General features: G+C 47.7%; 22 protein-coding genes. All 22 read left to right on the top strand.

The features are described from left to right. The first annotated feature begins 298 nt into the window (after window positions 1–298). The 22 genes from ACYQ2E_RS02155 (at window position 299) to ACYQ2E_RS02050 (ending at window position 24,277) form a co-directional block, all read left to right on the top strand. Window positions 299–2,950: a DUF4118 domain-containing protein gene (locus tag ACYQ2E_RS02155; protein WP_460016410.1), complete on the top strand. Its 2,652-nt coding sequence runs from the start codon at window positions 299–301 to the stop codon at window positions 2,948–2,950. Continuing rightward, a complete protein-coding gene (locus ACYQ2E_RS02150) occupies window positions 2,940–3,650 on the top strand; it encodes a response regulator (protein WP_460016409.1) in 711 nt (236 codons plus the stop codon). Before ACYQ2E_RS02155 ends, ACYQ2E_RS02150 begins: the two co-directional genes overlap by 11 nt. A gap of 85 nt (window positions 3,651–3,735) precedes the next feature. Next, window positions 3,736–3,999 carry a hypothetical protein gene (locus ACYQ2E_RS02145; protein ID WP_460016408.1) on the top strand — a complete coding sequence of 88 codons (264 nt, stop codon included), beginning with the start codon at window positions 3,736–3,738 and terminating at the stop codon, window positions 3,997–3,999. Next, complete coding sequence (locus tag ACYQ2E_RS02140) at window positions 3,999–4,247, top strand: DUF4160 domain-containing protein (protein WP_460016407.1); 249 nt, start codon at window positions 3,999–4,001, stop codon at window positions 4,245–4,247. Before ACYQ2E_RS02145 ends, ACYQ2E_RS02140 begins: the two co-directional genes overlap by 1 nt. Before the next feature lie 288 nt (window positions 4,248–4,535). Beyond that, window positions 4,536–4,616 carry a K(+)-transporting ATPase subunit F gene (gene kdpF / locus ACYQ2E_RS02135; RefSeq protein ID WP_460016466.1) on the top strand — a complete coding sequence of 27 codons (81 nt, stop codon included), beginning with the start codon at window positions 4,536–4,538 and terminating at the stop codon, window positions 4,614–4,616. Window positions 4,617–4,634: 18 nt separating this feature from the next. Continuing rightward, window positions 4,635–6,362 (top strand): potassium-transporting ATPase subunit KdpA, encoded by a 1,728-nt coding sequence (gene kdpA, locus ACYQ2E_RS02130; RefSeq protein ID WP_460016465.1) that lies wholly within the window; start codon window positions 4,635–4,637, stop codon window positions 6,360–6,362. Window positions 6,363–6,375: 13 nt separating this feature from the next. Next, window positions 6,376–8,430 carry a potassium-transporting ATPase subunit KdpB gene (kdpB, locus tag ACYQ2E_RS02125; protein ID WP_460016406.1) on the top strand — a complete coding sequence of 685 codons (2,055 nt, stop codon included), beginning with the start codon at window positions 6,376–6,378 and terminating at the stop codon, window positions 8,428–8,430. Between the two features lie 18 nt (window positions 8,431–8,448). Further along, window positions 8,449–9,087, top strand: coding sequence for a K(+)-transporting ATPase subunit C (locus ACYQ2E_RS02120; RefSeq protein ID WP_460016405.1), 639 nt, complete (start codon window positions 8,449–8,451; stop codon window positions 9,085–9,087). A 206-nt stretch (window positions 9,088–9,293) separates the two neighbouring features. Continuing rightward, window positions 9,294–9,998 (top strand): hypothetical protein, encoded by a 705-nt coding sequence (locus ACYQ2E_RS02115; protein ID WP_460016404.1) that lies wholly within the window; start codon window positions 9,294–9,296, stop codon window positions 9,996–9,998. Continuing rightward, window positions 9,995–10,390 (top strand): type II toxin-antitoxin system PemK/MazF family toxin, encoded by a 396-nt coding sequence (locus ACYQ2E_RS02110; protein ID WP_460016403.1) that lies wholly within the window; start codon window positions 9,995–9,997, stop codon window positions 10,388–10,390. Before ACYQ2E_RS02115 ends, ACYQ2E_RS02110 begins: the two co-directional genes overlap by 4 nt. A gap of 222 nt (window positions 10,391–10,612) precedes the next feature. Further along, on the top strand, window positions 10,613–11,656 hold the full coding sequence (locus ACYQ2E_RS02105; RefSeq protein ID WP_460016402.1) for a zinc-dependent alcohol dehydrogenase family protein: 1,044 nt from the start codon (window positions 10,613–10,615) through the stop codon (window positions 11,654–11,656). 58 nt (window positions 11,657–11,714) lie between these two features. Then, entirely contained in the window at window positions 11,715–12,131 is a 417-nt protein-coding gene (locus tag ACYQ2E_RS02100; RefSeq protein WP_460016401.1) for a GNAT family N-acetyltransferase, read from the top strand. A 165-nt stretch (window positions 12,132–12,296) separates the two neighbouring features. Next, the gene (locus ACYQ2E_RS02095) at window positions 12,297–13,535 is read left to right on the top strand and encodes an SPFH domain-containing protein (RefSeq protein WP_460016400.1); all 1,239 of its coding nucleotides are present in this window, start codon (window positions 12,297–12,299) and stop codon (window positions 13,533–13,535) included. Window positions 13,536–13,547: 12 nt separating this feature from the next. After that, the gene (locus tag ACYQ2E_RS02090; RefSeq protein WP_460016399.1) at window positions 13,548–14,729 is read left to right on the top strand and encodes a TFIIB-type zinc ribbon-containing protein; all 1,182 of its coding nucleotides are present in this window, start codon (window positions 13,548–13,550) and stop codon (window positions 14,727–14,729) included. Further along, the gene (locus ACYQ2E_RS02085) at window positions 14,726–15,520 is read left to right on the top strand and encodes a TPM domain-containing protein (RefSeq protein WP_460016398.1); all 795 of its coding nucleotides are present in this window, start codon (window positions 14,726–14,728) and stop codon (window positions 15,518–15,520) included. The genes ACYQ2E_RS02090 and ACYQ2E_RS02085 overlap by 4 nt, the downstream gene beginning before the upstream one ends. Window positions 15,521–15,606: 86 nt before the next feature. Beyond that, window positions 15,607–16,578: a serine hydrolase gene (locus ACYQ2E_RS02080; RefSeq protein WP_460016397.1), complete on the top strand. Its 972-nt coding sequence runs from the start codon at window positions 15,607–15,609 to the stop codon at window positions 16,576–16,578. Between the two features lie 60 nt (window positions 16,579–16,638). Continuing rightward, window positions 16,639–17,775, top strand: coding sequence for a YibE/F family protein (locus tag ACYQ2E_RS02075; RefSeq protein WP_460016396.1), 1,137 nt, complete (start codon window positions 16,639–16,641; stop codon window positions 17,773–17,775). After that, the gene (locus ACYQ2E_RS02070; protein ID WP_460016395.1) at window positions 17,772–18,533 is read left to right on the top strand and encodes a YibE/F family protein; all 762 of its coding nucleotides are present in this window, start codon (window positions 17,772–17,774) and stop codon (window positions 18,531–18,533) included. Before ACYQ2E_RS02075 ends, ACYQ2E_RS02070 begins: the two co-directional genes overlap by 4 nt. Continuing rightward, window positions 18,530–19,423 carry an alpha/beta hydrolase gene (locus ACYQ2E_RS02065; protein WP_460016394.1) on the top strand — a complete coding sequence of 298 codons (894 nt, stop codon included), beginning with the start codon at window positions 18,530–18,532 and terminating at the stop codon, window positions 19,421–19,423. Before ACYQ2E_RS02070 ends, ACYQ2E_RS02065 begins: the two co-directional genes overlap by 4 nt. A 127-nt stretch (window positions 19,424–19,550) precedes the next feature. Further along, the gene (locus ACYQ2E_RS02060; protein ID WP_460016393.1) at window positions 19,551–21,248 is read left to right on the top strand and encodes a ribonuclease J; all 1,698 of its coding nucleotides are present in this window, start codon (window positions 19,551–19,553) and stop codon (window positions 21,246–21,248) included. A gap of 84 nt (window positions 21,249–21,332) precedes the next feature. Next, window positions 21,333–22,046 (top strand): helix-hairpin-helix domain-containing protein, encoded by a 714-nt coding sequence (locus tag ACYQ2E_RS02055; RefSeq protein WP_460016392.1) that lies wholly within the window; start codon window positions 21,333–21,335, stop codon window positions 22,044–22,046. Continuing rightward, a complete protein-coding gene (locus ACYQ2E_RS02050; protein WP_460016391.1) occupies window positions 22,046–24,277 on the top strand; it encodes a DNA internalization-related competence protein ComEC/Rec2 in 2,232 nt (743 codons plus the stop codon). The genes ACYQ2E_RS02055 and ACYQ2E_RS02050 overlap by 1 nt, the downstream gene beginning before the upstream one ends. Window positions 24,278–24,336: the final 59 nt, after the last annotated feature.

Below are 24,336 nucleotides of genomic sequence, written 5' to 3'. Positions count from 1 at the left end.
TTTTCAGTGCTATTACTGCAGCAGAAATGATTTCCGCGGCTTGAATTTGATGATGTTCTGGAAACAATGCAGACACGGGTAAAACTTCGCATTTATAAATCGATTATGGACAGGCTGTTTGATTTTTTCAGTGCTGAGCAGTTTTACGGGATTCGGATTTTGAGGACAATTCGCAGTATCTTGTCTATTTTCCCTCTGTCGAATCGGGGATAAGTACGAGGACTAAACTTTTTTGTCTTTTTAAATGAAAAAGTAGAAAATTTTCACCAATAAAATGTTATGATAGAGTCAGGTGAAAATGAAACAAGGAAAATTAAGAATTTACTTCGGCTATGCAGCGGGCGTCGGGAAGACTTTTGCCATGCTTGAAGATGCGCGGGAGGCTAAAGCCAATGGTCTTGACGTGGTTGCCGGTTATATCGAGCCGCATGCTAGGCCTGAAACGATGGCATTGCTGGATGGGATTGAAGTTCTGCCCACGAAAAAAATTATCTACAAAGGCGTGAAGCTGCGTGAATTTGATTTGGATGCCGCACTGGAGCGAAAACCGCAGCTGATTCTAGTGGATGAGCTGGCGCATACCAACGCCTACGGCTCTAGGAATAAGAAGCGTTTTCAGGACGTGGTCGAGCTTTTGCGTGCCGGCATTGATGTTTATACGACGGTCAATGTTCAGCATATTGAGAGTCTGAATGATGTGGTCGAGAAAATCACGGGGATTCACGTGAATGAGCGGATTCCTGATGAGATTTTCGACCAGGCAGACCAGATTGAGCTGGTCGATTTGGAGCCGGCGGATTTGCTGGAGCGTTTGAATAAGGGCAAGATTTATAAGAAAACTCAGGCGGCGCGGGCGGTTCAGAACTTTTTTACTGAGGAGAAGCTGGTGGCGCTGCGTGAGATTGCACTGCGCAAGACGGCGGACCAGGTCAATCACCGGGCGGTGGCGAGTCAGATAGACAAGAATAGCTCCTACAGCCGCGAGCACATTCTGGTTTGTGTCTCGCCTTCGCCTGCGTCAACCTATGTGATTCGGGCGGCGGCACGTTTGTCGGCGGCTTTTAAGGCGGATTTTACGGCGCTCTATGTCGGAAATGTGGAAAATGACCAGACGCCTGAGGACCGGCTGCGGCTGCGGCAGAATCTGCGTCTGGCTGAGCAGCTGGGCGCGAAGATTACGGTGGTTTATGGAGATGATTTGCCCAAGCAGATTGCAGAGTATGCCAAGGTCAGCCGGGTTTCTAAGCTGGTTATCGGGAAGTCGCTTGAGCGCAGGCCTTGGCCTTTTCTGAAAGCGAATATTGTGGACAGTTTGAATCAGATTGCTCCGAATCTGGACATTTACGTGATTCCCAACGGCACGCCGCTGGAGAGCCAGAAGCCTTTATGGAAGCTTTATCACTTTGCTAAGCCCTATTTTTCGGCGAGTGATTTGGCGAAGACTTTGCTGATGCTGGTGGTTGTCACTTTGCTGGGCCTGGGCTTTCAGTATTTAAATTTTAATGTTTCCAACATCATTACGATATACATTTTAGGTGTTCAGCTCAATGCTGTGATTACCAAGGGACGTATTTTCAGTGTGATTTCCTCGGTCCTGTCAGTGCTTTGCTTTAATTATTTCTTTACGGCGCCTTATTTCACTTTTGAGGCTTTTAATCCCAGCTATCCGGTGACTTTTGTGATTATGCTGGCGGCTGGTTTGATTACGGCGACTTTGATTAAGCGTATTCAGAATCAGGCTAGGCTTTCGGCGGAAAAATCTTACCGCACGGAGGTGCTTCTGCAGACAAACCGTGAGCTGCAGCTGCCGGATTCAGAGGCGGAAGTGCTGGATGCAGTGGCGGAGCAGCTTGGCAAATTGCTGGAGCGTGATATTGTGATTTATCCAGTGGAAAACGGTGCGCTTCAGGATTTCCGTTATTTTGCGCGGCCGGATTCAAATCAGACTGCCGCAGGCTACGAAGCGCTCAAAGAAGAGGGCGTGGCCGACTGGGTACTGCATAATAATAAGCGGGCAGGTGCAACGACAAATACGCTGTCTGCGTCCAAATTCCTTTATTTGTCCGTGCGGCGAAAAGAGCGGATTTTTGCAGTCATCGGCATTCTGATGAACGGCCGGGCCGAGCTGGATGCCTTTGATAAATCAATTGTGCTGGCCATTCTGGGCGAAGCGGCTTTGGCGCTGGAAAAGGAAGTTCTGCGTGAAGAGCAGCAGGAGACAGAGCTGAAAATGCAGCAGGAGCAGCTCCGGGCCAATCTTCTGCGGGCAATTTCGCATGACCTGCGCACGCCATTGACCAGTATTTCCGGAAACGCGAAGCTCATGATGACAACGGACAATGGGCTGACAAATGTCCAGAAAGAAGAGCTGTCGGCCTACATTTATGATGACTCGATGTGGCTGATTAACTTGATTGAAAATCTCCTGTCGATTACCCGGCTTGACGGCAATATCGAGCTGAAACTCACGACTAATGTCATTGACGAAGTAGTGGAAGAAGCTTTGGAACATGTTGACCGTCACCTGAACCAGCATGACTTTAAGCTGAACCTCTCGAAAGAGGTGCTGACCGCAAAGATGGACGCGCCGCTGATGGTTCAAGTGCTGATAAATATCATCAACAACGCGGTAAAATATACACCACAGGGCTCCGAAATTACCCTGACCACCTCGCGCAGCGCAGAAAAAATAAGAGTTGAGGTCTCCGATAATGGGCCCGGCGTGACTGATGAAGAAAAAGACAAAATCTTTGATATGTTCTATACATTTTACTCAATGGAAGACGCCGTGTCTGACGCAAAACGCGGACTAGGACTGGGTTTGTCACTCTGCAAGTCAATTATTTCTGCACACGGCGGCGAAATTTATGTGCGGGACAATGTGCCTAAAGGCCTAGTAATCGGCTTTACACTGCCCCTAACGGAGGTGAATTTATCAGATGGACAATGAGAAAATTAAAGTTTTAATCTGCGAAGACGACCCGTCGGTGAACAAACTCTTGTCTCTGACCCTGGAAGTCGAAGGCTATAATTATACAGCAGTTCAGACGGGAAAAGACGGGCTGCGTGAGCTGGTAGCTCATACACCGGACCTGCTGATTCTGGACTTAGGCCTGCCTGACATGGACGGCGGCGAAATTATCAAGAAACTACGCGGCTTTTCGCAGCTGCCGATTATCGTGGTCAGCGCGCGCGGCGAGGCGACAGATAAGATAGAAGCACTGGACGCAGGCGCCGACGATTATCTGACCAAGCCTTTCAGCACAGACGAACTGCTCGCCAGACTCCGCGTCAGCCTGCGCCGGGCTGCCTTTGCCAGAGAAAATCCGGCAGCCGTCTCTGAGAAGAAACAGTTCATTAACGGCAAGCTGAAGATAGATTTCCCCTCTAATCAGGTCTTTGTCGGAACACAGGAAATTCACCTGACACCGATTGAGTACAAACTGCTCTGCCTTTTGGCTGATAACCTAGACCGTGTGCTGACCTACAACTTTATTGTCAAGAAAATCTGGGGCTACCACTCCGATGATTTTTCCGACCTGCGCGTGTTTGCCAATACGCTGCGCAAGAAGATTGAGCTCGACCCGGCAGAGCCGCGGATGATTCAGACGCATATTGGGGTGGGCTATCGGATGGTTAAGGTGGAATGATAGGACACAGATATTTTCATGCTCTAGCGATAATAAAATTCACTGGTGAATGTGGTAAAATGTAAGTATAAATAAGCGAGGTGTCATGATGTCAGATTTTGTATTTGAAGGCGGTTTGGAATTAAGAGTTGATGTTATTCCAAGTCCAGTCAATTTGCGGCGAGAGAATCCCTATGTAGAAATTTCAGATGCCGATGGCGTCATTGGAACTTTTACTTTAGCTGGAGAGCTAGTTGACGGTGAGATGACAAAGGCAGAACAGAGATGTTTAGCTGAGTCTATTGTTCAAAAGAGACCAGTGCTTGAGGCAATCATTAGCCAGTACAAGCAAGAACAGGGAGTGAGTTGATGCCGGGTTATTATTTTGAATATGGAATAAAAATCATTGTAAAATATAATGAGTACAATCATATCGGTGCTCCTCATGTTCATGTAGAATTGGCCGGCGAAGATATTGCCTCTGTGAGTCTGGAAGGAGAGCTGCTGGCCGGAAATATTTCACGTAGGTCAATTCTGAACTATGTGAGAAGGATTATTGAGCAGAATTATGATTTGTTCAAATTGGAGTATGAAAAGGGACAAAAATCTGATTATTGAAGTCTGAGTTCTGACGCTTACTTTTTATTTCGAGTCAGGCCATACAAAAGCTGCCTATCTGTGCAGTTTTTTTGCGCAAAAAATCTTTACAAAATCTTTATACAGCACCCGAAATCTTTACACCAACTTAACTTTATAAATGCTAGAATGCTCTCAAACGGAGGAAAAAACTTTGATGGATATTTTAATGCTTTTAGTTTTAGTCGCAGGTTTTGCGCTGATTCTGGGCTTGATTGCCTGGTGCGACAAGCAAATCAAAGATTGAAAGAATAGAAAGAGGACTTCGAAATGTTTATTGTTTTAGGAATAATTATTGTGCTCCTGGCGGCCTATCTCTTTTATGCGCTGATTCATCCGGACAGGTTTTAAGGAGGCAAAGCTATAATGATTGCACAAGTGGTTTTTGTTTTGCTTTTGGCGGTGCTGTTAATGCTGCCGACGGGCAAGTATTTGTATCATATTGCTGCGGGTGAGCATACTTTTGCTGACCGGTTTTTTAATCCGATTGATAATTTTATTCTCAAGCTAATCGGTCAAAAAGATAAAAAGGGCATGAGCTGGAAGAAGTACGCGGTTTCACTGGTGCTGACGAATGCGGTGATGGTTTTTGCGGCTTATCTTGTTCTGCGGCTGCAGGCGCTGCCGATTTTCAATCCGAATGGGATTTCCGGCATGGAGCAGGGTTTGAGCTTCAATACGGTGATTTCATTTGTCACGAATACGAACTTGCAGGATTATGCGGGCGAGTCGGCTTTGTCTTATCTGAGCCAGATGATTGTGATTACTTTTCTGATGTTTGCTTCGGCGGCGTCTGGCTTTGCGGCGGCAATGGCCTTTATTCGCGGTCTGTCGGGCAAATATCAGAATATGGGAAATTTCTTTGTGGATTTTGTGCGCGTGATTACGCGTGTGCTGCTGCCTTTCTCGATTATCGGCGCGCTGATTCTGATTTCACAGGGGGTGCCACAGACGCTGATGGCGAATTTGACGGTGCATACGATTGACGGAAAACTCCAGGATATTGCGCTGGGGCCGGTGGCGGCGCTTGAAATCATCAAGCATCTGGGTACCAACGGCGGCGGCTTCTTTGCGGCGAATTCTGCGATGCCGTTTGAAAATCCGAATGTCATTACAAATATTGTTGAGATGCTGTCTATGACGCTGATGCCGGGCTCTGTCGTGGTTGCTTTCGGGCATATGGCGGCTGACAGGAAGCGTGAGCAGGCGGGGGCTGAAAGCACTAAGAAAGCGAAGAAAGTATGGTTGGGCCGTCAGGCACGTCCGATTTTCATCGTCATGTCTGTCCTCTTTGTCGCGGGGCTTGCAGTGATTCTGTGGTCGGAGTCGCAGGGGAATTCGATTCTCAAAGAGCTGGGGCTCAGTCAAGCCATGGGCAGCATGGAAGGGAAGGAAACTCGCTTCGGTATCACCATGTCCGGCCTATTTACCGAAATCACCACGGCCTTTACGACGGGTTCGGTCAATAATATGCATGACTCGCTGACGCCTCTGGGCGGGGCTGTGGCTATGATGAACATGATGCTGAACGTCGTTTTCGGGGGAAAGGGCGTGGGTCTGATGAATATGGTCATGTATGTGCTTCTCACTGTCTTTATTTGCGGGCTCATGATTGGACGTACACCGGTTTACTTGGGCAAGAAAATTGAGGGGAAGGAAATGAAGCTGACCGCTCTGGGAATCATTGTCCATCCTCTGATTATCCTGGCTTTCACAGCGATTGCGGTTTCCGTCGCAGCTGGAGTCGCCGGAGTCAGCAATCCGGGCTTTCACGGCCTCTCTCAAATCGTCTATCAGTATACTTCGTCCTCGGCCAATAACGGCTCAGGCTTTGAGGGCATGCTTGACAACACAGCTTTCTGGAATATAACGACAGGCGCTGCCATGTTCTTCGGGCGCTATCTGACAATCGTGATTCAGCTGGCCATCGCAGGCTCTCTGATGATGAAAAAGCCGGTCAATGAGTCGACAGGCTCGCTCAAAACGGACACCGGCACATTTACCATCGTCCTGTTTGTGATTGTGATTGTCATCTCGGCCTTGACCTTCCTGCCTGCTCTGGTGCTGGGGCCGATTGCAGAATTTCTGACGATGTAAAGGAGGCTGAAAAATGAGTACAAAAAAGAAAAAAATGATGAATTCAGAGATTCTTCAGACTTCAATCAAAGGGTCATTTACCAAGCTCAACCCGGCTTACATGATGAAAAATCCCGTCATGTTCGTCGTCGAAATCGGCTTTGTCATCACGCTGGTCTTGTCCATCTTTCCGAATCTGTTCGGACGAGTCAGCGCTTCCACGCAAATTTACAACATCATCGTGGCGCTGATTCTGTTCATCACGGTGCTCTTTGCCAACTTTGCCGAGTCGGTCGCAGAAGGCCGCGGCAAGGCACAGGCTGAGAGCTTGAAAAAGACGCAGCAGGACATGAAAGCGCGAATCATCGAAAGCGATGGCGAGACAGAAAAAATCATCGATGCCTCAGAGCTGAAAAAAGACGACATCGTCCTAGTCAAAGCCGGTGAGCTGATTCCAAACGACGGTGAAGTCGTTGAGGGAATAGCTTCGGTTGACGAATCTGCCATCACAGGTGAATCCGCGCCTGTCGTCAAAGAGTCCGGAGGAGATTTCGCCTCAGTTACCGGAGGCACCACCGTCGCCAGCGACTGGCTGAAAATCCGCATCACCTCGAATGCGGGCGAGTCGTTCCTGGACAAGATGATTTCACTAGTAGAAGGTGCTTCGCGCAAGAAAACACCGAACGAAATTGCCCTGAACACCTTGCTGGTCAGCCTAACCATCATTTTCCTGATTGTGATTGTCACACTGTATCCCATTGCTGCATTTGTCAATGTCAAGCTCGCGGTACCAACCTTAATCGCGCTGACCGTCTGTCTGATTCCCACAACAATCGGCGGCCTATTGTCCGCCATCGGCATTGCCGGAATGGACCGTGTGACGCGCTTTAACGTCATTGCCATGTCAGGCAAGGCAGTTGAGGCCAGCGGCGATGTTGATACGATGATTCTGGACAAAACCGGCACCATCACCTTCGGCAATCGAATGGCAGCAAAATTTTACCCGGTTGAGGGCGTCAGTCTTGCATTTCTAACTGAAAACGCAGTGCTGACCTCACTGCAAGACGAGACGCCTGAGGGTAAATCCATCGTCAAGCTGGCCGAAGAAGAGCAGAATAAAACGTTTGATTTGCCGGAAAATACCAGCTTCAGCGAATTTACTGCGCAGACACGCATGAGCGGTGTCGACCTGCCGGACGGAACCAGCATCCGCAAAGGCGCATCCGATGCGGTCATTGCACACGTTGAAGGCCTTGGCGGCCAAATACCGGCAGATTTGAAAGCCATCACCGACGAAATTTCATCGGCTGGCGGCACACCATTGACAGTCTGCCTTAACAACCGCATCCTCGGCGTGATTTATCTGAAAGATACCGTGAAACCGGGACTGGTCGAACGCTTTGCCCGGCTGCGTGAAATGGGCATCAAAACCATCATGGCCACAGGCGATAACCCATTGACCGCCGCCACTATTGCCCAGGAAGCAGGTGTTGACAGCTTCATTGCCGAATGTAAGCCCGAAGACAAGATTGTAGCCATCAAAGCAGAGCAGGCAGAAGGCAAAGTCGTAGCCATGACAGGCGACGGCACCAACGATGCACCCGCTCTGGCTCAGGCAGATGTCGGCATCGCCATGAACTCAGGCACCAGCGCCGCCAAAGAAGCCGCCAACATGGTCGACCTCGACAGCGACCCCACCAAGATACTAGACGTCGTAGAAATCGGCAAACAGCTCCTGATTACACGCGGCGCCCTCACGACATTTTCCATTGCCAATGACCTGGCCAAATACTTTGCGATTATCCCAGCCATGTTCATGCTGGCCATTCCAGAAATGCGCGTGCTCAATATCATGGGACTCTCAACCCCTTCCAGCGCGATATTATCAGCCCTGATATTCAACGCGATTATCATCCCGATTCTAATTCCGCTGGCCATGAAAGGCGTCAAGTATAAGCCCCAGCGCTCGGAGAAGATGCTGACGCACAACATGCTCGTCTATGGCTTAGGCGGCGTCATCGCCCCATTTGTCGGAATAAAAATCATCGACCTCATCATTGCACCCATTCTGCACATGATAGGCCTATAGAAAGGAGAGTGGCAGAATATGAAAAAAATACTCTCAGAAATAAAAACACCTTTTCTGGTCACCATTGTCTTCATCTGCATCTGCGGACTTTTCTATCCTTTACTGATGACCGGCCTAGGCCAGGCGATTTTCCCTCATCAAGCCAACGGCAGCCAAATCACAGCTGACGGCAAGGTCGTCGCCTCCTCGCTGATTGGCCAGGACTTTAGTAATGATGCGCGCTTCCTCAAAGGTCGTCCGTCAGCTGTAAACTACAACAGCTATACCGAGACCGAAAAGACAGACGGGACCTACACAGGAGTAGCGTCAGGCTCAAGCAACTATGCGCCCAGCAATCCGAAACTCACGAAGCGCGTAGAAGCAGACATGACCGCTTTCCTGAAAGCCAATCCGGATGTCGAAAAATCAGAAATTCCAACCGACCTTTTGACCCAGTCAGGCTCAGGACTCGACCCGGACATCAGCCCAGCCAGCGCGAAAATCCAACTGCCGGCAATTTCAAAAGCCACGAAAATCAGTGAAGCCGACCTGCAGAAAATCGTTGACAAAAACACTCAGGGAAAAACACTCGGCTTTCTGGGCGAAGACACAGTCAATGTCCTTGGAGTGAATTTGGACATTGCCAAGGAGCTTGGCCTGATTGACAATGTTAAATAAAGTTAGCAAAAAGTCACTGTTTGGTGACTTTTTTTATTGTTTCAATGTGTTACTTCACTGATTGCGGTAAAATATAGGGTAGACAAGTGTAAAATAAGTATATAACAATAAAGGGACTAAAAAGAACAAAAAATAGACGTTAAACTTGACAAAATAGAAAACAATAAGGTATAATTTAGTCAAAATCAAAGAAAGCCGATATAGATATGGCAAAATTACTTCCACCCAAAATTTCTTATCAAGAGGCATTTGCCTTCGTAGAAACGCTCGTTGACAAGCTTGGAACAAGTTCTACGGAAATTACGACAGCAGCAAAAACACTTAATTTTGCTAATAGGAACTCTGGAACATTTCCTATCAAGATTGGTGCAGCAAAACAATTTGGACTTTTGGATTATCCTAAAGATGCGTTTGTTCAAGTTTCTCAACTTTACAAAAATATAAAAATTGGTGATGATGTAGAAAACTTTATTAAAGAAGCGCTAACTTCTCCTAATTTTTATAAGGAATTGATTGATAGATACACTACAAATATAACCCAAAGTCCACAAGTTATATCCACTTTTATTGAAAATAGCTATGGTGTAAAAAAGAAAGATGCAGATAAAATATCCAAAGCTTTTATAGAAAGTATGAAAGTGTATCCGACAAATTCAAACAAAGCAGAAAACGATTTTCTCGTGGACGGAACAAAAAATAATGAGTTAAATACGAATAATGTGAATCAAGAAAAATTTCAAGCGTCGAAAACGGCGGATGTAGATAAAGAGAGACAAAATCTCTCTCTTGAATTCTCAGGCATACAATTATCTATATCTGCTAAAAATGGCACTCCAAAAGAAGACATAAAGATAGTTGAGGCGATGATTCATTCATTTTTTAGCAAAATAGATATCGGAGGGAGTGAATGAATAACTATGTCAAGGATTTTGATAATTGGAACAAAGAAAAGAAGCTTTTGAATGATAGAAAGAAGTTCTTTTACTTCAAAGAACGTCAAATTTGGTGGTGCTCTTTTGGTGTGAATGTAGGCTATGAAATTGATGGAAAACACGAACAATTTGAACGTCCAGCTTTAGTTATCAAGCGGCTAGGAAAGTATAACGCTATAGTTGTACCTCTGACATCAACTAATAAAGAAAGTAAGAATTTTATTTCCTATGAATTTCAAGGGGAAATAAAATCGGCAAATATCTCTCAAGTGAGAATGATAGATGCACGGCGCTTTCAAAGAAAGTTGGGGATGATGCCGGAAGAAAAGTTCCAGGAAATAAAAAATAAGCTCATAGAGCTTATCAAATAAAATCGGCCGCCATAAAGGCGGCCTCGGATCCCGAAGGACTTAATAGATGTATTATAGCAAAAAAGACAAAAATATGCAAGTGTCTAATTTTCGAAGTGAATTTCAGATGTTCGGAGTGTCAATTTGGACATTGCCAGCGGATGTATTCTCCCATGGATTAAAATATGTGATAAAATTAATAGAATAAGAACTTCATCCAGTTCAAACCAAGGAGGTAAGAAAATGAAAGCAGCTTATTTTGTTGAAAAAGGGAAAATCGAGGCCCGTGAACTCCCGCGTCCAGAGCTGAAAAATGACACAGACGCCATCGTCCGAGTAGTACGCGCCTGTGTCTGCGGCTCTGATTTATGGTGGTACCGCGGCCTCTCGAATATGAAGCCAGGACAGGTCGGCCATGAAGCAATAGGTGTAGTGGACGAAATCGGCTCTGCTGTCAAAAATATACAAATCGGCGATTTTGTCATCATTCCATTTACACATGGATGCGGGCATTGTCCAGTTTGTCTAGCAGGTTTTGAGGCGAATTGTATCAATGTGGAGGCCGGATACACAAGCGGCTATCAGGCAGAATTCCTGCGTGCTATCAATGCAGACGGCAGTCTGGTGAAAATTCCCGGCCAGCCGTCAGATTACACGCCGGAAGAACTGGCGTCACTGACAACCCTGGCCGATGTCATGCCGACGGGCTATCATGCGGCGGTCAGCGCAGGCGTCAAGCCCGGAGACACAGCTGTTGTCTTCGGCGACGGTGCGGTCGGCCTGTGCGGCGTGATTGCAGCTAAACTCCTGGGTGCCTCAAGAATCATCGCCATGAGCCGTCATGAAGACCGTGCAGCCCTGGCGCGGGTTTTCGGCGCAACCGACATTATTGCCGAGCGCGGCGATGAAGCTGTCCAGAAAGTCCTAGAGCTGACAGACGGAATCGGCGCAGATGCTGTGCTGGAGTGTGTCGGAACAGCACAGTCTGTCAAAACCGCCTTCATGGTCGCGCGTGCAGGCGCAAACGTGGGCCGAGTCGGCCTGCCCCATGACGTTGACTACAACAAGTACATGGACCAGCTCTTCCGCAAAAATATCGGCATCACCGGAGGCATCGCCTCAGTCGCCAAATACGACCGCGAACGCCTCCTCAAAGCTGTCTTAGACGGCTCAATCGAGCCAGGCAAAGTATTTACCAAGACCTTCGATTTAGACCATATCAAAGACGCCTATGACGCTATGGACAATCGCCAGGTCATCAAGTCCCTGCTCAAAATCAGCGACTGAGCACAGCCGCTCAAGCCTGTCCCAAAGCCCCCCTGGCAGAATTAAAAAGGAAAAGACAATGAAAATCATCAAGGAAGAATTCAACACACTGAACCCGGAAATTGATTCGCTCCTATTGCCGAAAATGTTTGAATATGCAGGCACAAACTCAGCCAATGAGCAAAAACTAGGCTTTGCCTTAGTCGACGAAAACGGCGCAACCGTCGGTGGAATCGTCGGCTCCATGACCTTTGAAAACTTCCATATCAACGGACTCGCCATTGACGAGCGTTTTCGCGGCCTGGACTACGGGACACTGCTGATGGACAAGATGGAAAAAGCAGTGGTTGAAGCTTGTGCCAAGCTAATCACACTGAGTACTCTGAGTTTTCAAGCTCTCGGATTTTACGAAAAATTGGGTTACAAAGTATTCGGGATATTAGAAGACTGTCCGTTTGAAGGAGCAACAAAATATTACTTGTTTAAGCGTCTGTAAATAAACGTTCTGTCTAAATTATGCCCATCACTGGACAAAATGTAAAAAGTGTCTATAACTATGACTCTGACGCCGCAAAGAAATCCGCTTTCCCGCGGATTTTTTGTTATAATAAATCCAATTAATTTAATCACCATTAATATCATTATCATGAGGAGAAACAAAATGGGAATCATAAAAGCAGCTATCGGCAGCGTCGGCGGGGCACTAGCAGACCAGTGGGTTGAAGTCATTGAGCCGGAGGACATGGGCGCACAAACGGTCATGACAAAAGGCGTGGCCGTACGTCAAGACGACAAGCGCAGCTCCAACAAAAAAGGCACGGCCGACATTATCACAGACGGCTCTGTCATCCACATCAATGAAAACACCATGATGCTGCTGGTTGACGGCGGAAAAATTGTCGATTTCAGCGCAGAGCCAGGCTATTATCAGGTGAAAAATGCGTCGGCCCCTTCACTTTTGCGCGGAAACCTGTCGGCTGCCATCGATGAAAGTTTTGACCGCTTCAAATACGGCGGTGTTTCGCCGCAGAAGCAGCAGGTCTTCTACATCAATCTGCAGGAAATCAAAGGCATTAAGTTCGGTACAGCAACGCCTCTGCAGTATTTCGACAACTTTTACAATGCCGAGCTCTTCCTGCGTACTTTCGGCAGCTACAGCGTGAAGATTACGGACCCGGTGTCATTTTACATCAACGCTATTCCCAAAAATATGGACCAGGTCGAGATTTCAGACATTAATGAGCAATATGTCTCCGAATTCATGTCAGCCTTAAACACTGCGATTAACCAGTTTTCTGCTCAGGGCGAGCGCATTTCGTACATTACCTCGAAAAGTGTTGAGCTTGGTAAATTGATGGCAGATGTCCTTGACGATGACTGGAAAAAGCTTCGCGGGATTGAGATTGTCTCAGTGGCAGTAGCCAGCATCTCCTACACGGATGACAGCCAGAAGCTGATTAACATGCGCAATCAAGGTGCAATGCTGGGCGACCCGAACATTCGTGAGGGTTATGTCCAGGGCGCAGTCGCAGCCGGACTTCAAGCAGCCGGCTCCAATCCGAACGGCGCGGCAGGTGCTTTTATGGCAATGAACATGGGCGCACAGAACCTCTCCGGATTCTCACAATTCAATCAAGCTCAAGCAGCACAACAGCAGCAAGCACCACAACAACAGCCGCAACAGCCGCAGCCGGCAGCACAAGCTCAGCCTGCCGCCTCCAGCTGGACATGCAGCTGCGGCACTGAAAATACCGGCAAATTCTGCTCCAACTGCGGCAAGCCAAAGCCCGCTGATACAGGCACTGCCGTCTGCAGCAGCTGCGGTGCAGCAATTGACACCAAAAACGGAATGCCTAAATTCTGCCCTGAATGCGGTCAGGCCTTTATTGCGAAGCAATAATGAAAGGTGCGTATGACAGAATCAACGATTAGAACGGATAAATGCCCGAATTGCGGCGGTCCGCTGAAATTTGACCCTTCAGACCAGAAATTTCATTGCGAATACTGCCAGTCAATTTTTACAGAAGTTGAAGTCAGCCAAATTCAGGAGAAACAGGCAGATACTGGAGTGTCCAGCTCAGCTGACCTATCTGCTTCCGAGGCACAGCCGGAGGCACTTTCCTCCGCTGCTGACTCTCAAGTTCAGGAGAATTCTGAGGAGAAAGCGGAGCCAGCGGGCGATAATGTCTCTGAGAATGTTGGCATTTTCATCTGCCCCTCCTGCGGCGCCCAAATCGTGACCAGTGCCACGACGGCTTCGACTTTCTGTTTTTATTGCCAGAATCCGGTGGTTTTGACGGAACGTCTGTCGGGTAAGTTTCTGCCGGAGAAGCTGATTCCTTTTCAGATTGACCGTAAAGCCGCGGAGGAAAAATTCGTCCAATGGGTGGGGAAGAAGCGCTTTGTTCCTGCGGCTTTTTTCAGCAAGAAGCAGATTCAGAATTTGTCGGGGGTTTATTTTCCTTACTGGACAGTTGAGGCTGATTTGGACGGCGAAGTGACGGCACATGCGGTAAAATACCGGGTTTGGCAGGACGGCGAGGCTGAATATACGGAGACCTCAGAATTTGAGGTCAGTCGGCACGGCAAGAGCAGTTTAAAAAATTATATCCAAAATGCTCTGCAGAAAAATCTGTCTGATAAGCTGGTTGCGGCGGTCCAGCCCTTTGATTTGAGCAAGGCGATTGACTTCAAAAGCCAGTATTTGTCCGGCTTTTTGACGGAAAAACGCGACATTGAGTTTTCTCAGATAAAAACAGATGTGACTGACAAAATGGAAAATTATGCCGAAAGGCTTCTCACGTCGACAATTACGGGCTATGCGGGTGTTACGAATGTTCAGTCGGCGCAGACGCTTGAGAATCTTGATGAGGATTATGCGCTTTTGCCGATTTGGCTTGTGACTTACCGTGAGCGCGGAAACGACACGCTTTTCTATTACGCCATGAATGGTCAGACAGGTAAAGTGGCCGGTGTCTTGCCGGTCGATAAGGCTAAACTGCGGCGTTTTGCCCTGCTCCTCTTTGCAGCCATTGCTGTGATTGGTGCGGCGGCAGTTTACGCGATTCTGGCAGGGGGAGGTTTCATTTCATGAAAAAGAAATTAACGTCACATGCGTTCTCTGCTGTCATCGTCGGCCTTTTCATGCTGCTTGTACTTTTCGCTGCGCCTGAAAAAGTCTCGGCTTCAGCCTACAATGCCGGAATTGAAGACACTGCCCAGATTTTAAGCGGAAATATGGACAATTTGGAGCAAATGGTTCAAGAATCTGCGGACAAAACTCAATCATCTGTCTATATCGTAACAACAAATAACGAGACAAAAGTCGAAAATTTCGCAAAAAGTTATCTGCGTGACAAGCTTAGCCCCAGCAAATCAAATGACGGCGTCGTGCTTGCCATCAACATGAATTTGCGCCAAGTGTACATTTGGTCTACCGGAAAAATGGCCGATTACCTGCCGGAAAGCCGGGTAAACGCTCTGCTTGACCAGGTTCAAAATGATTTGTCTTCCGGAAATTATTCTCAGGCAGCCAGCGATTTTCTGACGAAGATTCAAACTTATTATTCGGCCGGCATTCCTGATTCTGCGGCAGCAAACAAGAAGTTTACACCTTTGACAGCCTTGCTGACGGCCATTTTTATCTCTGTCGTTTTAGGCGCACTTGTGAGCGTCATTTTCACGGCGCTGACCAAAAGAAGCTACGCGATGAAAGATTCAACTGCTCAGATTTTTTACGATTACCAGACAAACGGCCAGGTCCAGCTCACAGGGCACAGTGACCTTCTGGTCAATACATATATCACCCGCCGCGAGCTTCCCCAGAACAACGGCAATAACTACAGCTCATCTGACGGAGGCTCAGGCGGAGGCCGCAGTTTCTGACAAGTTTTTGCGCAAAACAAGCAAAACTGTCTAAAATTTTAATGAGGACATCCTAAAATTATCTGAACTTTGATATAATGCAGCTAATGCCTTATAATCATTCAAAGCTCTCAAAACTGCATCAGCTGCTCAACATCCTGTCAGTGCTCATTTTCTGCGGCATCCTGCTCATCAAATTCATGCCGGAAATAAAAGCCGAAAGCCTAGCGGCAGGACTAGGTTCAAGCAAGACTACGTCAGCACAGAAGCCGACCGCCCAAGATTCCAAGCCCTCTCAAAGCAGCAGACAGCCAAAAAACGCAGAACCACTGTCAGAAAGAGCCTTTTCAAGCGAACTCGCGCACACAGGCCAAAGCCTGACCGGAAATTTCAGCCTGGCCATCTATGACGTTTCGATGCGGCAAACTTATACCTATCAGAAAAACACACAGAGCGTCTGCTACACTGCCTCAACCATCAAATTATCCGTCCTGACGGAACTTTTACTGTCAAGAAATTCTGACGGCCGCAATTTCGATGCCAACCTGACAAACAACATTCAGGCCATGATGCGGAACTCCAGTAACGATGCGACAAGTGCCATCATCTTTGAAAGCCTGTCCAATGAAGCCGACCCGATTCAAAAACTCTTCTCAAAGCTCGGTATGAATGCGTCCGTCTCAGGCCTCGAAACAGACGGCTGGGGACTCAGCACCACAAGCCCGCAGGACCAGCTGATTCTCCTGAAAAATATCTTTCTCCCGTCAAAAATCCTGACAAGCGCTCAGCAGGCCTACATCAAAAACGAAATGCAGAATGTAGAAGCCGAGCAGCAGTGGGGCATCAGCCAGTTCGCAGCCGCCGCAGACGTCAAAACACTGGCCGTGAAAAACGGCTGGGGCATTCTTGATGACAATAACCTGATTGTGGACAATTCCATCGGCTCTGTGACACTGCAGGACGGCAGGCAGTATCTGATTGCATCCTACGGCAGCGGTTTTCACAGCGATGAGGATGGAATCGCTGCCCAGGAGGCGCTCATCACGGCCGCCGGATTAATTCTTACAGAGCAGACCTGAGAAACTGGAAATATTTGTTTTGCAGGCATTTTTTGCCAGATAAGTTTATAATAAATTATCATGAGAATTTCTCCCCTCATCAAGAAAGTTCTTTTCACGCTGCTTGCCAGTCTGCTGGTTTTTGTGCTGCTGGATAACGACGCTTTTCTTTACCAGAAGCAGCCGATTGGCCAAATCAGCTCTGTTCGGCAGCTCTCAAAGGACAGCGTGACCGACAGCAAGGGCAATCGGGACACGGTTCTCACACAGGAATTGACGATTCGTCTTCTTAACCAGAGTGGAAAAAATTTCAAACTCCTGAACAAGACTGCCGTCTCTCAAGTTACGGGACAAGTCTACCGGACGGGACAAAAAGTCATTCTGAATCAAGTAAACGGCGACTACAGCATTCTCAGCCTGAAAAGAGACGCGCTTTTAGGCGCTTTGATTACACTGTTTATCGGACTTCTGGCGACCTTTGTCCGCTGGCGAAGCTCGATTTTTCTGATTTTATCACTGTTATTAAATCTGCTGTATTTCGGAATTGCACTCGTCTTTGACTTGCAGTTCAGCGGCCCCGTTCTGCTGATTTTCGGCATTTTATCGTTCGTTTTCGTCATCTCATCGCTCCTCTTCGTGCTCGGGCGGACGCGGCAGATGCTCTTTACCTTTCTCACCACCATGCTGACCATGCTGATAACCTTTTCGCTGGCCATATCAGTCCTGGCCTTGACTGGCAATGACGGCATTCATTTCGAATATCTGGATTTTATCACGCAGGACCCGGTTGACCTGTTCTACATGAGCTGCATCATCTCGGTACTCGGGGCAATTATGGACGGAACAGGCGATATTGTCGTCGGCCTTTTCGGCCTTTACCGGCAAAATCAGGAGAACCAGCTGGAGATGACCTTTAAGGACTATTTCCGCTCGGGAATGTCTATAGGACGGGAAATTATCGGGACACTGACAAACGTTCTGTTCATGGTTTTCATGGCAGAACTCTTGCAGAATACAATTCTCCTGCTAAGAAACGGCCTTGACTGGAATTATGTAGCCGGCGTCGACCTGAACATGGGCCTGCTTCAGACCATTATCTCAGGCATCGGAATCGTCCTGTCAGTGCCGGTCACCGCTTTTGTGACCAGTCTAGGAGTTCATGCTGGGAGTAAAGCCGAGCGCTCACGCGAACGCTATTCCAATGGAGGTGCCAAATGAACGCTCTAGTAATTCTGTTGCTGATTTTTGTCCTTCTCATGTTACTGGTGGCCGGCAAAGACGGCTTGAAGAATTTAATCGGCCTAGGCCTGAATTTCCTGATGATTTTCATTCTGATTACAGTCATGGCCTGGGGATTCCCGATTCTGATAGTCCTGCCGATATTATCCTTTGCAATCATGGCCTTTTCAATTTTTATGTCCACGCCGGACGAAAAAACGGCCAGCACAGCCTTTAAATCGAGCAGTATAGTGCTCGCAGGACTAATGTTTTTGGCAGTATTAATCCAATATATCGGACAATTTCAAGGATTTGTCAAAGAAGATGCCGAAGCGCTGGAAGCCCTGTCTGCCGATATCGGCATCAACTTCTCAAACATTGTCATCGCTGTCTTCATTATTTCGCTGCTGGGCGCAGTAGCAGAAGCAGCCATGGCCATCGTCACCAATCTCAATGAAGTTATTGAACAGGACGAATTGATGACTTCTGTCCAATTTAAAAACCAGCGAAGAATCATTTCACAGCAGATTATCGGAACAGCCGTCAACACACTCTTCTTCGGCATGCTAGGCTCCTCTCTGGGCCTGATTCTCTGGTACATCCGCCTGCACTTTACAGTCGCGGAAATCCTGAATTCCAAACTCCTGCTGATGGAGCTAGCAACAATGCTGCTGGGCCTTCTGGGGATTCTACTGGTAATTGAACTGGCAGGATATTTTGTAGAGAAAGATTTCTTGAAAAGTGAGGAAGTACTATGATTTTTCTGTGGATTTTGCTCGGACTCGTTCTGTTTGTGCTATTGTCGTCTTTTGCAGGCTTTTTTTACATTATTCATCGCAATAATTTCACAATTGAGCAAGTTTCAGAGACGCATCCCCTTTACCCCGACGGTCTGGCCTTTCAGCAGGCTGCAAAATCTGAGTGGCAAGTCACAACCTCAGACGGCCTGCAGCTACATGCCTGGTATCTCCCGGCCGAGCAGCCGACCAATAAAACAGTCATTATGGCCCACGGCTACGACGGCATTCGTGACCGATTTTTCGGATTCAGCTGGCTTTTCCATCATTTAGGCTACAATCTAGTAATGCCTGAGATGCGGGCGAGCACCGAAGCGCAGGGGCGCTGGGTAGGCTTCGGCTGGCTGGACAAAGAAGACATGAAATGCTGGATAGCGCAAACCATTAAGAAAAACCCAGAAGCCGAGATTGCACTCTGGGGCATCTCCATGGGCGCATCGACAATCATGATGCTCTCAGGCGACACCTTACCGTCAAACGTGAAATGCTTCATCGAAGACTGCGGCTACGACTCCGTCTGGAATGAAATCAAACACCAGCTGCACCGCTATCATGTGCCAGCCTGGCCAATATTGCCCCTAATGAGCTTCTGGTGCAAAATCTTTGCAGGCTATGACTGGCATGAAGCCTCATCAGTGACCCAACTGGCGAAAAATACCCGTCCGCTGCTCTTAATTCACGGCCAAGAAGACAATTTCGTGCCATTTTCCATGCTGGCAAAAAACGCCGCCGCAAGCCAGGGAATCACAGAAGTCCTGGAAGTCCCTAAAGCAGGACATACACAGGCTTACGAGACAGACATACCGCTTTACCGGCAGACAATCCGAAAATTTCTCGAGAATTACCTTTGAAAATTTCCCTTAAAAATGGTAGACTTAATAAAATAAAGTTATTTACGGATAAACTTGTCAGATTTGACCGAGCCGAGATTTGCTCTGCACGAATCTGATTCAAAACTTAAGAAAAGGTTTTTTTACTATGTCAAAAATAAAGATTATCCCGATGGGCGGTGTCCGCGAGTTCGGGAAAAACATGTATCTGGTCGAGGTCGACCGGACCATTTTTGTGCTTGATTGCGGGCTCAAATACCCTGAAAGCGAAATGCTCGGCGTGGACTGCGTCATTCCAGACTTGACCTACCTGTCTGAAAATGCCGAGCGCATTGCCGGCGTTTTCCTGACACACGGCCACGCAGACTCAATCGGCGCCTTGCCCTACCTGCTCTCAGAAATCGACGTTCCGGTCTTCGGCAGTGAGCTGACCGTTGAGCTGGCCAAAATCAACACGAAAAACTACGAAGGCAGCAAGAATTTTACCGACTTCCACGTCGTCAGCGAGACAACAGAAATTGACTTCGGCGAAGCCACAATTTCATTTTTCTCAACGACGCACACAATCCCGGAAAGCCTGGGCATCGTGGTTTCAACGAAAAAAGACGGCAGCATTGTCTACACCGGCGACTTCCGCTTCGACCCTGCTGTAGGCGAAGGCTATAAGACAAATATGGGACGTTTGGCGGAAATCGGCAAATCGGGTGTTTTAGCCTTGCTCAGCGCCTCAGCCAACGCTCTGTCCACAATTCAATCTGCCAGTGAGACAGAAATTCGAGACAAAATTTTCGACGTAATCGACGACAGTGAAGGCCGCGTCATCATTGCCTGCAACTCCGGCAATATCGGCCGCGTTCAGCAAGTTGTCGACATTGCCCTGCAGCTCGGACGCCGCGTAGCATTTACAGGCGAAGACATGGAGCAAATCGTTGAAACGGCGACACGCCTTAAAAAACTGCGCATCGTCAATCAGAGCATGATTATTTCCCCCAAAAATATCAACAAATATCCGGACAATGAGCTGGTGATTGTCGAAACCGGCCGTATGGGCGAGCCGCTTCATGCACTGGAACTCATGGCCACCAACCGGCACAGATACGTTAAAATCAAAGAGGGCGACCTGGTTTACTCAGTGACAAGTCCTTCGCTGGCTTTTGAAACCAAAGTTGCCCGGACAGAAGATTTGGTTTATCGGGCCGGCGGCATCATGAAAGCGCTGAGCTCCGATTTACGCGTGTCCGGCAATGCTAACGCACGTGATTTACAATTCATGCTGGATTTGCTGCGGCCGAAAAATCTGATTCCGGTTCAGGGCGAATACCGCGAACTCAAAGCACATGCTGATTTAGCCATGGAAATGGGCTTCCCTGTGAATCGCATTTTCTTAGCGACACGCGGTGAAGTCATCAGCTTTAACAAAGGTAAAATGGTGCCCGACGGCACTGTACCAGCCGAGAGCGTCATGATTGACGGCGCCGGCATCGGTGATATCGGCTCTGTCGTCCTGCGCGACCGGAAAGTCCTGTCAGAAGAAGGTATCTTCATTTCCGTCATCACCATTGACCGGCAGAAAAAGAAAATTGTCAGCAAAGCCATGGTGCACACGCGCGGCTTCGTCTTTGTCAAGGCCTCGCGTGACTTGATGCGTGAAGCGGCCAATCTCGCCAATACGGCCGCAGAGAAATACCTGAATGAAACCAAAGACTTCGACTGGGCGGATATGAAAGGCGCGATTCGCGATGCACTGGGCAAATTCCTCTATGACCAGACCAAGCGCAAACCCGCGATACTGCCGATTGTCATGGAAGAAAGAAATCCTCAGAAAATCGAGTATTACAACCGTTAATTTTAAATCAGAAAAATCCTGAGAAATCGGGATTTTTTTGTAACATTTTCCCAAATTTTTCGTATTAGTAAGTAGGAGGGAAAAATGAACATTCAAAAATTAATCGAGAAAGCCAAAGAACATTGGCAGATTGCAGCCGGTGTATTCGCGGCATTAGTGGTCATTGGCGGATTTTTTGTCTTTAACAGCCTGACGAGATCGCCCCGTGACAATCAGCTGCCAGAAATAACAGCCAGTTCAACCGAGACGAATTCAAGCGATTTGTCTACAAAAAAATCGAAGCCGGCGGAAAAGTCCTCCGCATTGGACAGCTCAACATCATCAAGTGCGTCAGGCAAAATCGTTGTCGACGTCAAAGGCGCAGTCCGAAAACCTTCTATCTACACGGTGGAAGCAGATTTGCGCGTCAATGACATCATTCAGCTGGCCGGCGGCTTCACAGACAATGCCGAGCAGAAGTCAATCAACCTGGCCGCCAAAATCAGCGACGCCCAGGTCATCTATGTTCCGACCACTGATGAAAAAGCAGCTCCCGCTGCGGCCGCTGCAAGCACTACAGCAGCGAGCCCCAGTGACAGCACAAGCGCAAACGAGGGCAATTCGGCAAAAGTCAACATCAACACAGCAGATTTGACACAACTCCAGACACTGAGCGGCGTAGGACAGAAAAAGGCTCAGGACATCATTGATTACCGCACGCAAAACGGTCCATTCAAGTCAGCCGATGAACTCGGAAATGTTTCAGGCTTCGGTCCAAAAAGCCTGGAAAAGTTGAAGGAAAGCATTACAGTTGATTGATGCTGATTGAGAAAATTAACCAGAAGCTCAATTTCCCGCTGATTTTTCTAGTTTATCTGACAAGTCTGCTCTATTTCTGCATTTGGCGCTTCAGCTGGCTGATACTGCTTATTTTCGTGTTCTCTTGCGGGCTGGCAATTTATAGAAAATACTGGCGGATGTTTCCGCTGATTCTACTGATTGGCGCTTTTCTGGGATTTTTTAAATTCAATGAAATCCGGCAAATCAAAAACATGCCATCAGAGATTCATCAAATCGCGCCGCAGATTGACACAATGGAAGTCAACGGTGACCTGCTCAGCTTTCGCGGCAAATCCGACGGCGGTCGCACGTTTCAGGCTTACTATACCATCAAATCCGAGAAAGAGCAGAATTACTTTAAGAAACTGGATTCAAACGTCAGGCTTCACATTGAAGCAGAACTGGAAATCCCCGAAGGACAGCGGAATTTCAACGGCTTCGACTACAGCAAATACCTGAAGACACAGAATATTTACCAGATTGTCACTGTCAAAGCCATCAAAAGTATCGAATCACGCTCAAATCTGGACTTGAGAATCATCCGCCGCCGGGCGATTCTCTGGGCAAATGCGCATTTTCCGGCGCCCATGTCGAGTTACATGACAGGCCTGCTGTTCGGCTACATCGGCAAGGATTTTGAGCAAATGAGCGACATCTACAGTTCGCTGGGAATTATCCATCTATTTGCACTCTCCGGCATGCAGGTGAATTTTTTCATCGATTGGCTGCGCAAGATTCTGCTGCGTTTGGGCTGCCGAAAAGACATTGTGGACAGATTTCAAATCCCGTTCAGCGTCTTCTATGCTTTCCTGACTGGACTTTCCGTGTCCGTCCTGCGCTCGCTCCTGCAGAAAAATATCAAGGCAAGCGGTCTGGACAATTTCGGCTTAACTTTTTTTGCCCTGCTGATTCTGCAGCCGAAATTTCTGATGACAACCGGCGGCCAGCTGACGATGATGTACGCCTTTTTACTCATCATGCTCTCAGGCCTCTTTTCACAGCTCACAGGCATCCGAAAAACTCTGCTGGAGTCAAGCATTCTGTCGTTGGGCGTGCTGCCCTTGCTGGTGCTGGATTTTCACGTCTTTCAGCCCTTTTCAATTCTGCTGACCTTCGGGTTTTCAGTCATTTTCGACCTGCTGATGCTGCCTGCCTTAGTGCTGATTTTCCTGCTCTCTCTTTTGACAGGCCTCTCAATTAACGTCAATTTCTTTTTCAAATGGCTGGAAATATTGATTCAGTTCGTGGATGGATTCTTTCATTACCCTTTGGTGCTGGGAACGCCGACATTGCCGATTTTCCTGGCACTGCTGGCTACGATAGGTTTAATGATTGATTTGCGGCGGCGAAAAATTCCTGCTGCTCTGTTGCTTCTGGCAATCCTTGCCCTGTTTTTCTTCGGGAAAAATCCGCTGTCGCCCAGTATCACGATGATTGACATCGGCCAGGGAGACAGCATTCTGCTGCGGGATGCGCTCAACCGCAGAACAATTCTGATTGACACTGGCGGCAAAGTCTCTTTCAAGAGCCCGTCGCCCTGGCAGAAGCGTGTAACAGATTCAAACGCGGACAGAACACTGATTCCCTATCTTCAGTCGGTCGGTATCGGCACGATTGATACGCTGATACTGACTCATACAGACGATGACCATGTAGGCGACCTACTTGTATTGACTGATAAAATCAAAATCAAGGAAATATTGGTAGACCGCGGCGCCATGACCGTACCGAAAATGGCTGAAGCACTCAAAGCGGCAAAAGTTCCGGTCAAAACGGCCAAAATCGGCGAAAAAATCCCCATTTTTGATAGTTATCTTCAAGTTCTCGCCAACGGCTACACTGGAGACGGCGGGAACAATGATTCTATTGCGACTTACGGCCGATTTTACGGCACTAAATTTCTCTTCACCGGAGACCTTGAACAGGCAGGAGAAGAAGAACTCCTGCAAAATTATCCAAATCTGAAAACAGATGTGCTGAAAGCCGGTCACCACGGCAGCAGAACCTCTTCAAGCCCAGATTTTATCAAAAAAATTCGCCCGAAAATTGCCTTAATTTCTGCCGGCTTGAATAATCGTTATCATCACCCGAATCAAGAGACACTGGATACATTTAAGGCAAATCATGCACAGATTTTTCGAACCGACCAGCAAGGAGCAGTGAAACTCGTAAAGTCAGGCCAAACCTGGAAAATAACAAGCACAAAATGAAAATAAAAAGAAAAATTTTCAGAAAACGTCCAAAATCTGACAAAAGTTTTGACTTTAAG

Source organism: Lactovum odontotermitis (assembly GCF_054658595.1).
This window is presented reverse-complemented; position numbering and strand designations above follow the sequence as displayed.

Excerpts from the sequence above, each read along its gene's own strand:
- ACYQ2E_RS02155 (WP_460016410.1), top strand. The coding sequence starts at position 299 with ATGAAACAAGGAAAATTAAGAATTTACTTCGGCTATGCAGCGGGCGTC.
- ACYQ2E_RS02150 (WP_460016409.1), top strand. The coding sequence starts at position 2,940 with ATGGACAATGAGAAAATTAAAGTTTTAATCTGCGAAGACGACCCGTCG.
- ACYQ2E_RS02145 (WP_460016408.1), top strand. The coding sequence starts at position 3,736 with ATGATGTCAGATTTTGTATTTGAAGGCGGTTTGGAATTAAGAGTTGAT.
- ACYQ2E_RS02140 (WP_460016407.1), top strand. The coding sequence starts at position 3,999 with ATGCCGGGTTATTATTTTGAATATGGAATAAAAATCATTGTAAAATAT.
- kdpF (WP_460016466.1), top strand. The coding sequence starts at position 4,536 with ATGTTTATTGTTTTAGGAATAATTATTGTGCTCCTGGCGGCCTATCTC.
- kdpB (WP_460016406.1), top strand. The coding sequence starts at position 6,376 with ATGAGTACAAAAAAGAAAAAAATGATGAATTCAGAGATTCTTCAGACT.
- ACYQ2E_RS02120 (WP_460016405.1), top strand. The coding sequence starts at position 8,449 with ATGAAAAAAATACTCTCAGAAATAAAAACACCTTTTCTGGTCACCATT.
- ACYQ2E_RS02115 (WP_460016404.1), top strand. The coding sequence starts at position 9,294 with ATGGCAAAATTACTTCCACCCAAAATTTCTTATCAAGAGGCATTTGCC.
- ACYQ2E_RS02110 (WP_460016403.1), top strand. The coding sequence starts at position 9,995 with ATGAATAACTATGTCAAGGATTTTGATAATTGGAACAAAGAAAAGAAG.
- ACYQ2E_RS02105 (WP_460016402.1), top strand. The coding sequence starts at position 10,613 with ATGAAAGCAGCTTATTTTGTTGAAAAAGGGAAAATCGAGGCCCGTGAA.
- ACYQ2E_RS02100 (WP_460016401.1), top strand. The coding sequence starts at position 11,715 with ATGAAAATCATCAAGGAAGAATTCAACACACTGAACCCGGAAATTGAT.
- ACYQ2E_RS02095 (WP_460016400.1), top strand. The coding sequence starts at position 12,297 with ATGGGAATCATAAAAGCAGCTATCGGCAGCGTCGGCGGGGCACTAGCA.
- ACYQ2E_RS02090 (WP_460016399.1), top strand. The coding sequence starts at position 13,548 with ATGACAGAATCAACGATTAGAACGGATAAATGCCCGAATTGCGGCGGT.
- ACYQ2E_RS02085 (WP_460016398.1), top strand. The coding sequence starts at position 14,726 with ATGAAAAAGAAATTAACGTCACATGCGTTCTCTGCTGTCATCGTCGGC.
- ACYQ2E_RS02080 (WP_460016397.1), top strand. The coding sequence starts at position 15,607 with ATGCCTTATAATCATTCAAAGCTCTCAAAACTGCATCAGCTGCTCAAC.
- ACYQ2E_RS02075 (WP_460016396.1), top strand. The coding sequence starts at position 16,639 with ATGAGAATTTCTCCCCTCATCAAGAAAGTTCTTTTCACGCTGCTTGCC.
- ACYQ2E_RS02070 (WP_460016395.1), top strand. The coding sequence starts at position 17,772 with ATGAACGCTCTAGTAATTCTGTTGCTGATTTTTGTCCTTCTCATGTTA.
- ACYQ2E_RS02065 (WP_460016394.1), top strand. The coding sequence starts at position 18,530 with ATGATTTTTCTGTGGATTTTGCTCGGACTCGTTCTGTTTGTGCTATTG.
- ACYQ2E_RS02060 (WP_460016393.1), top strand. The coding sequence starts at position 19,551 with ATGTCAAAAATAAAGATTATCCCGATGGGCGGTGTCCGCGAGTTCGGG.
- ACYQ2E_RS02055 (WP_460016392.1), top strand. The coding sequence starts at position 21,333 with ATGAACATTCAAAAATTAATCGAGAAAGCCAAAGAACATTGGCAGATT.
- ACYQ2E_RS02050 (WP_460016391.1), top strand. The coding sequence starts at position 22,046 with ATGCTGATTGAGAAAATTAACCAGAAGCTCAATTTCCCGCTGATTTTT.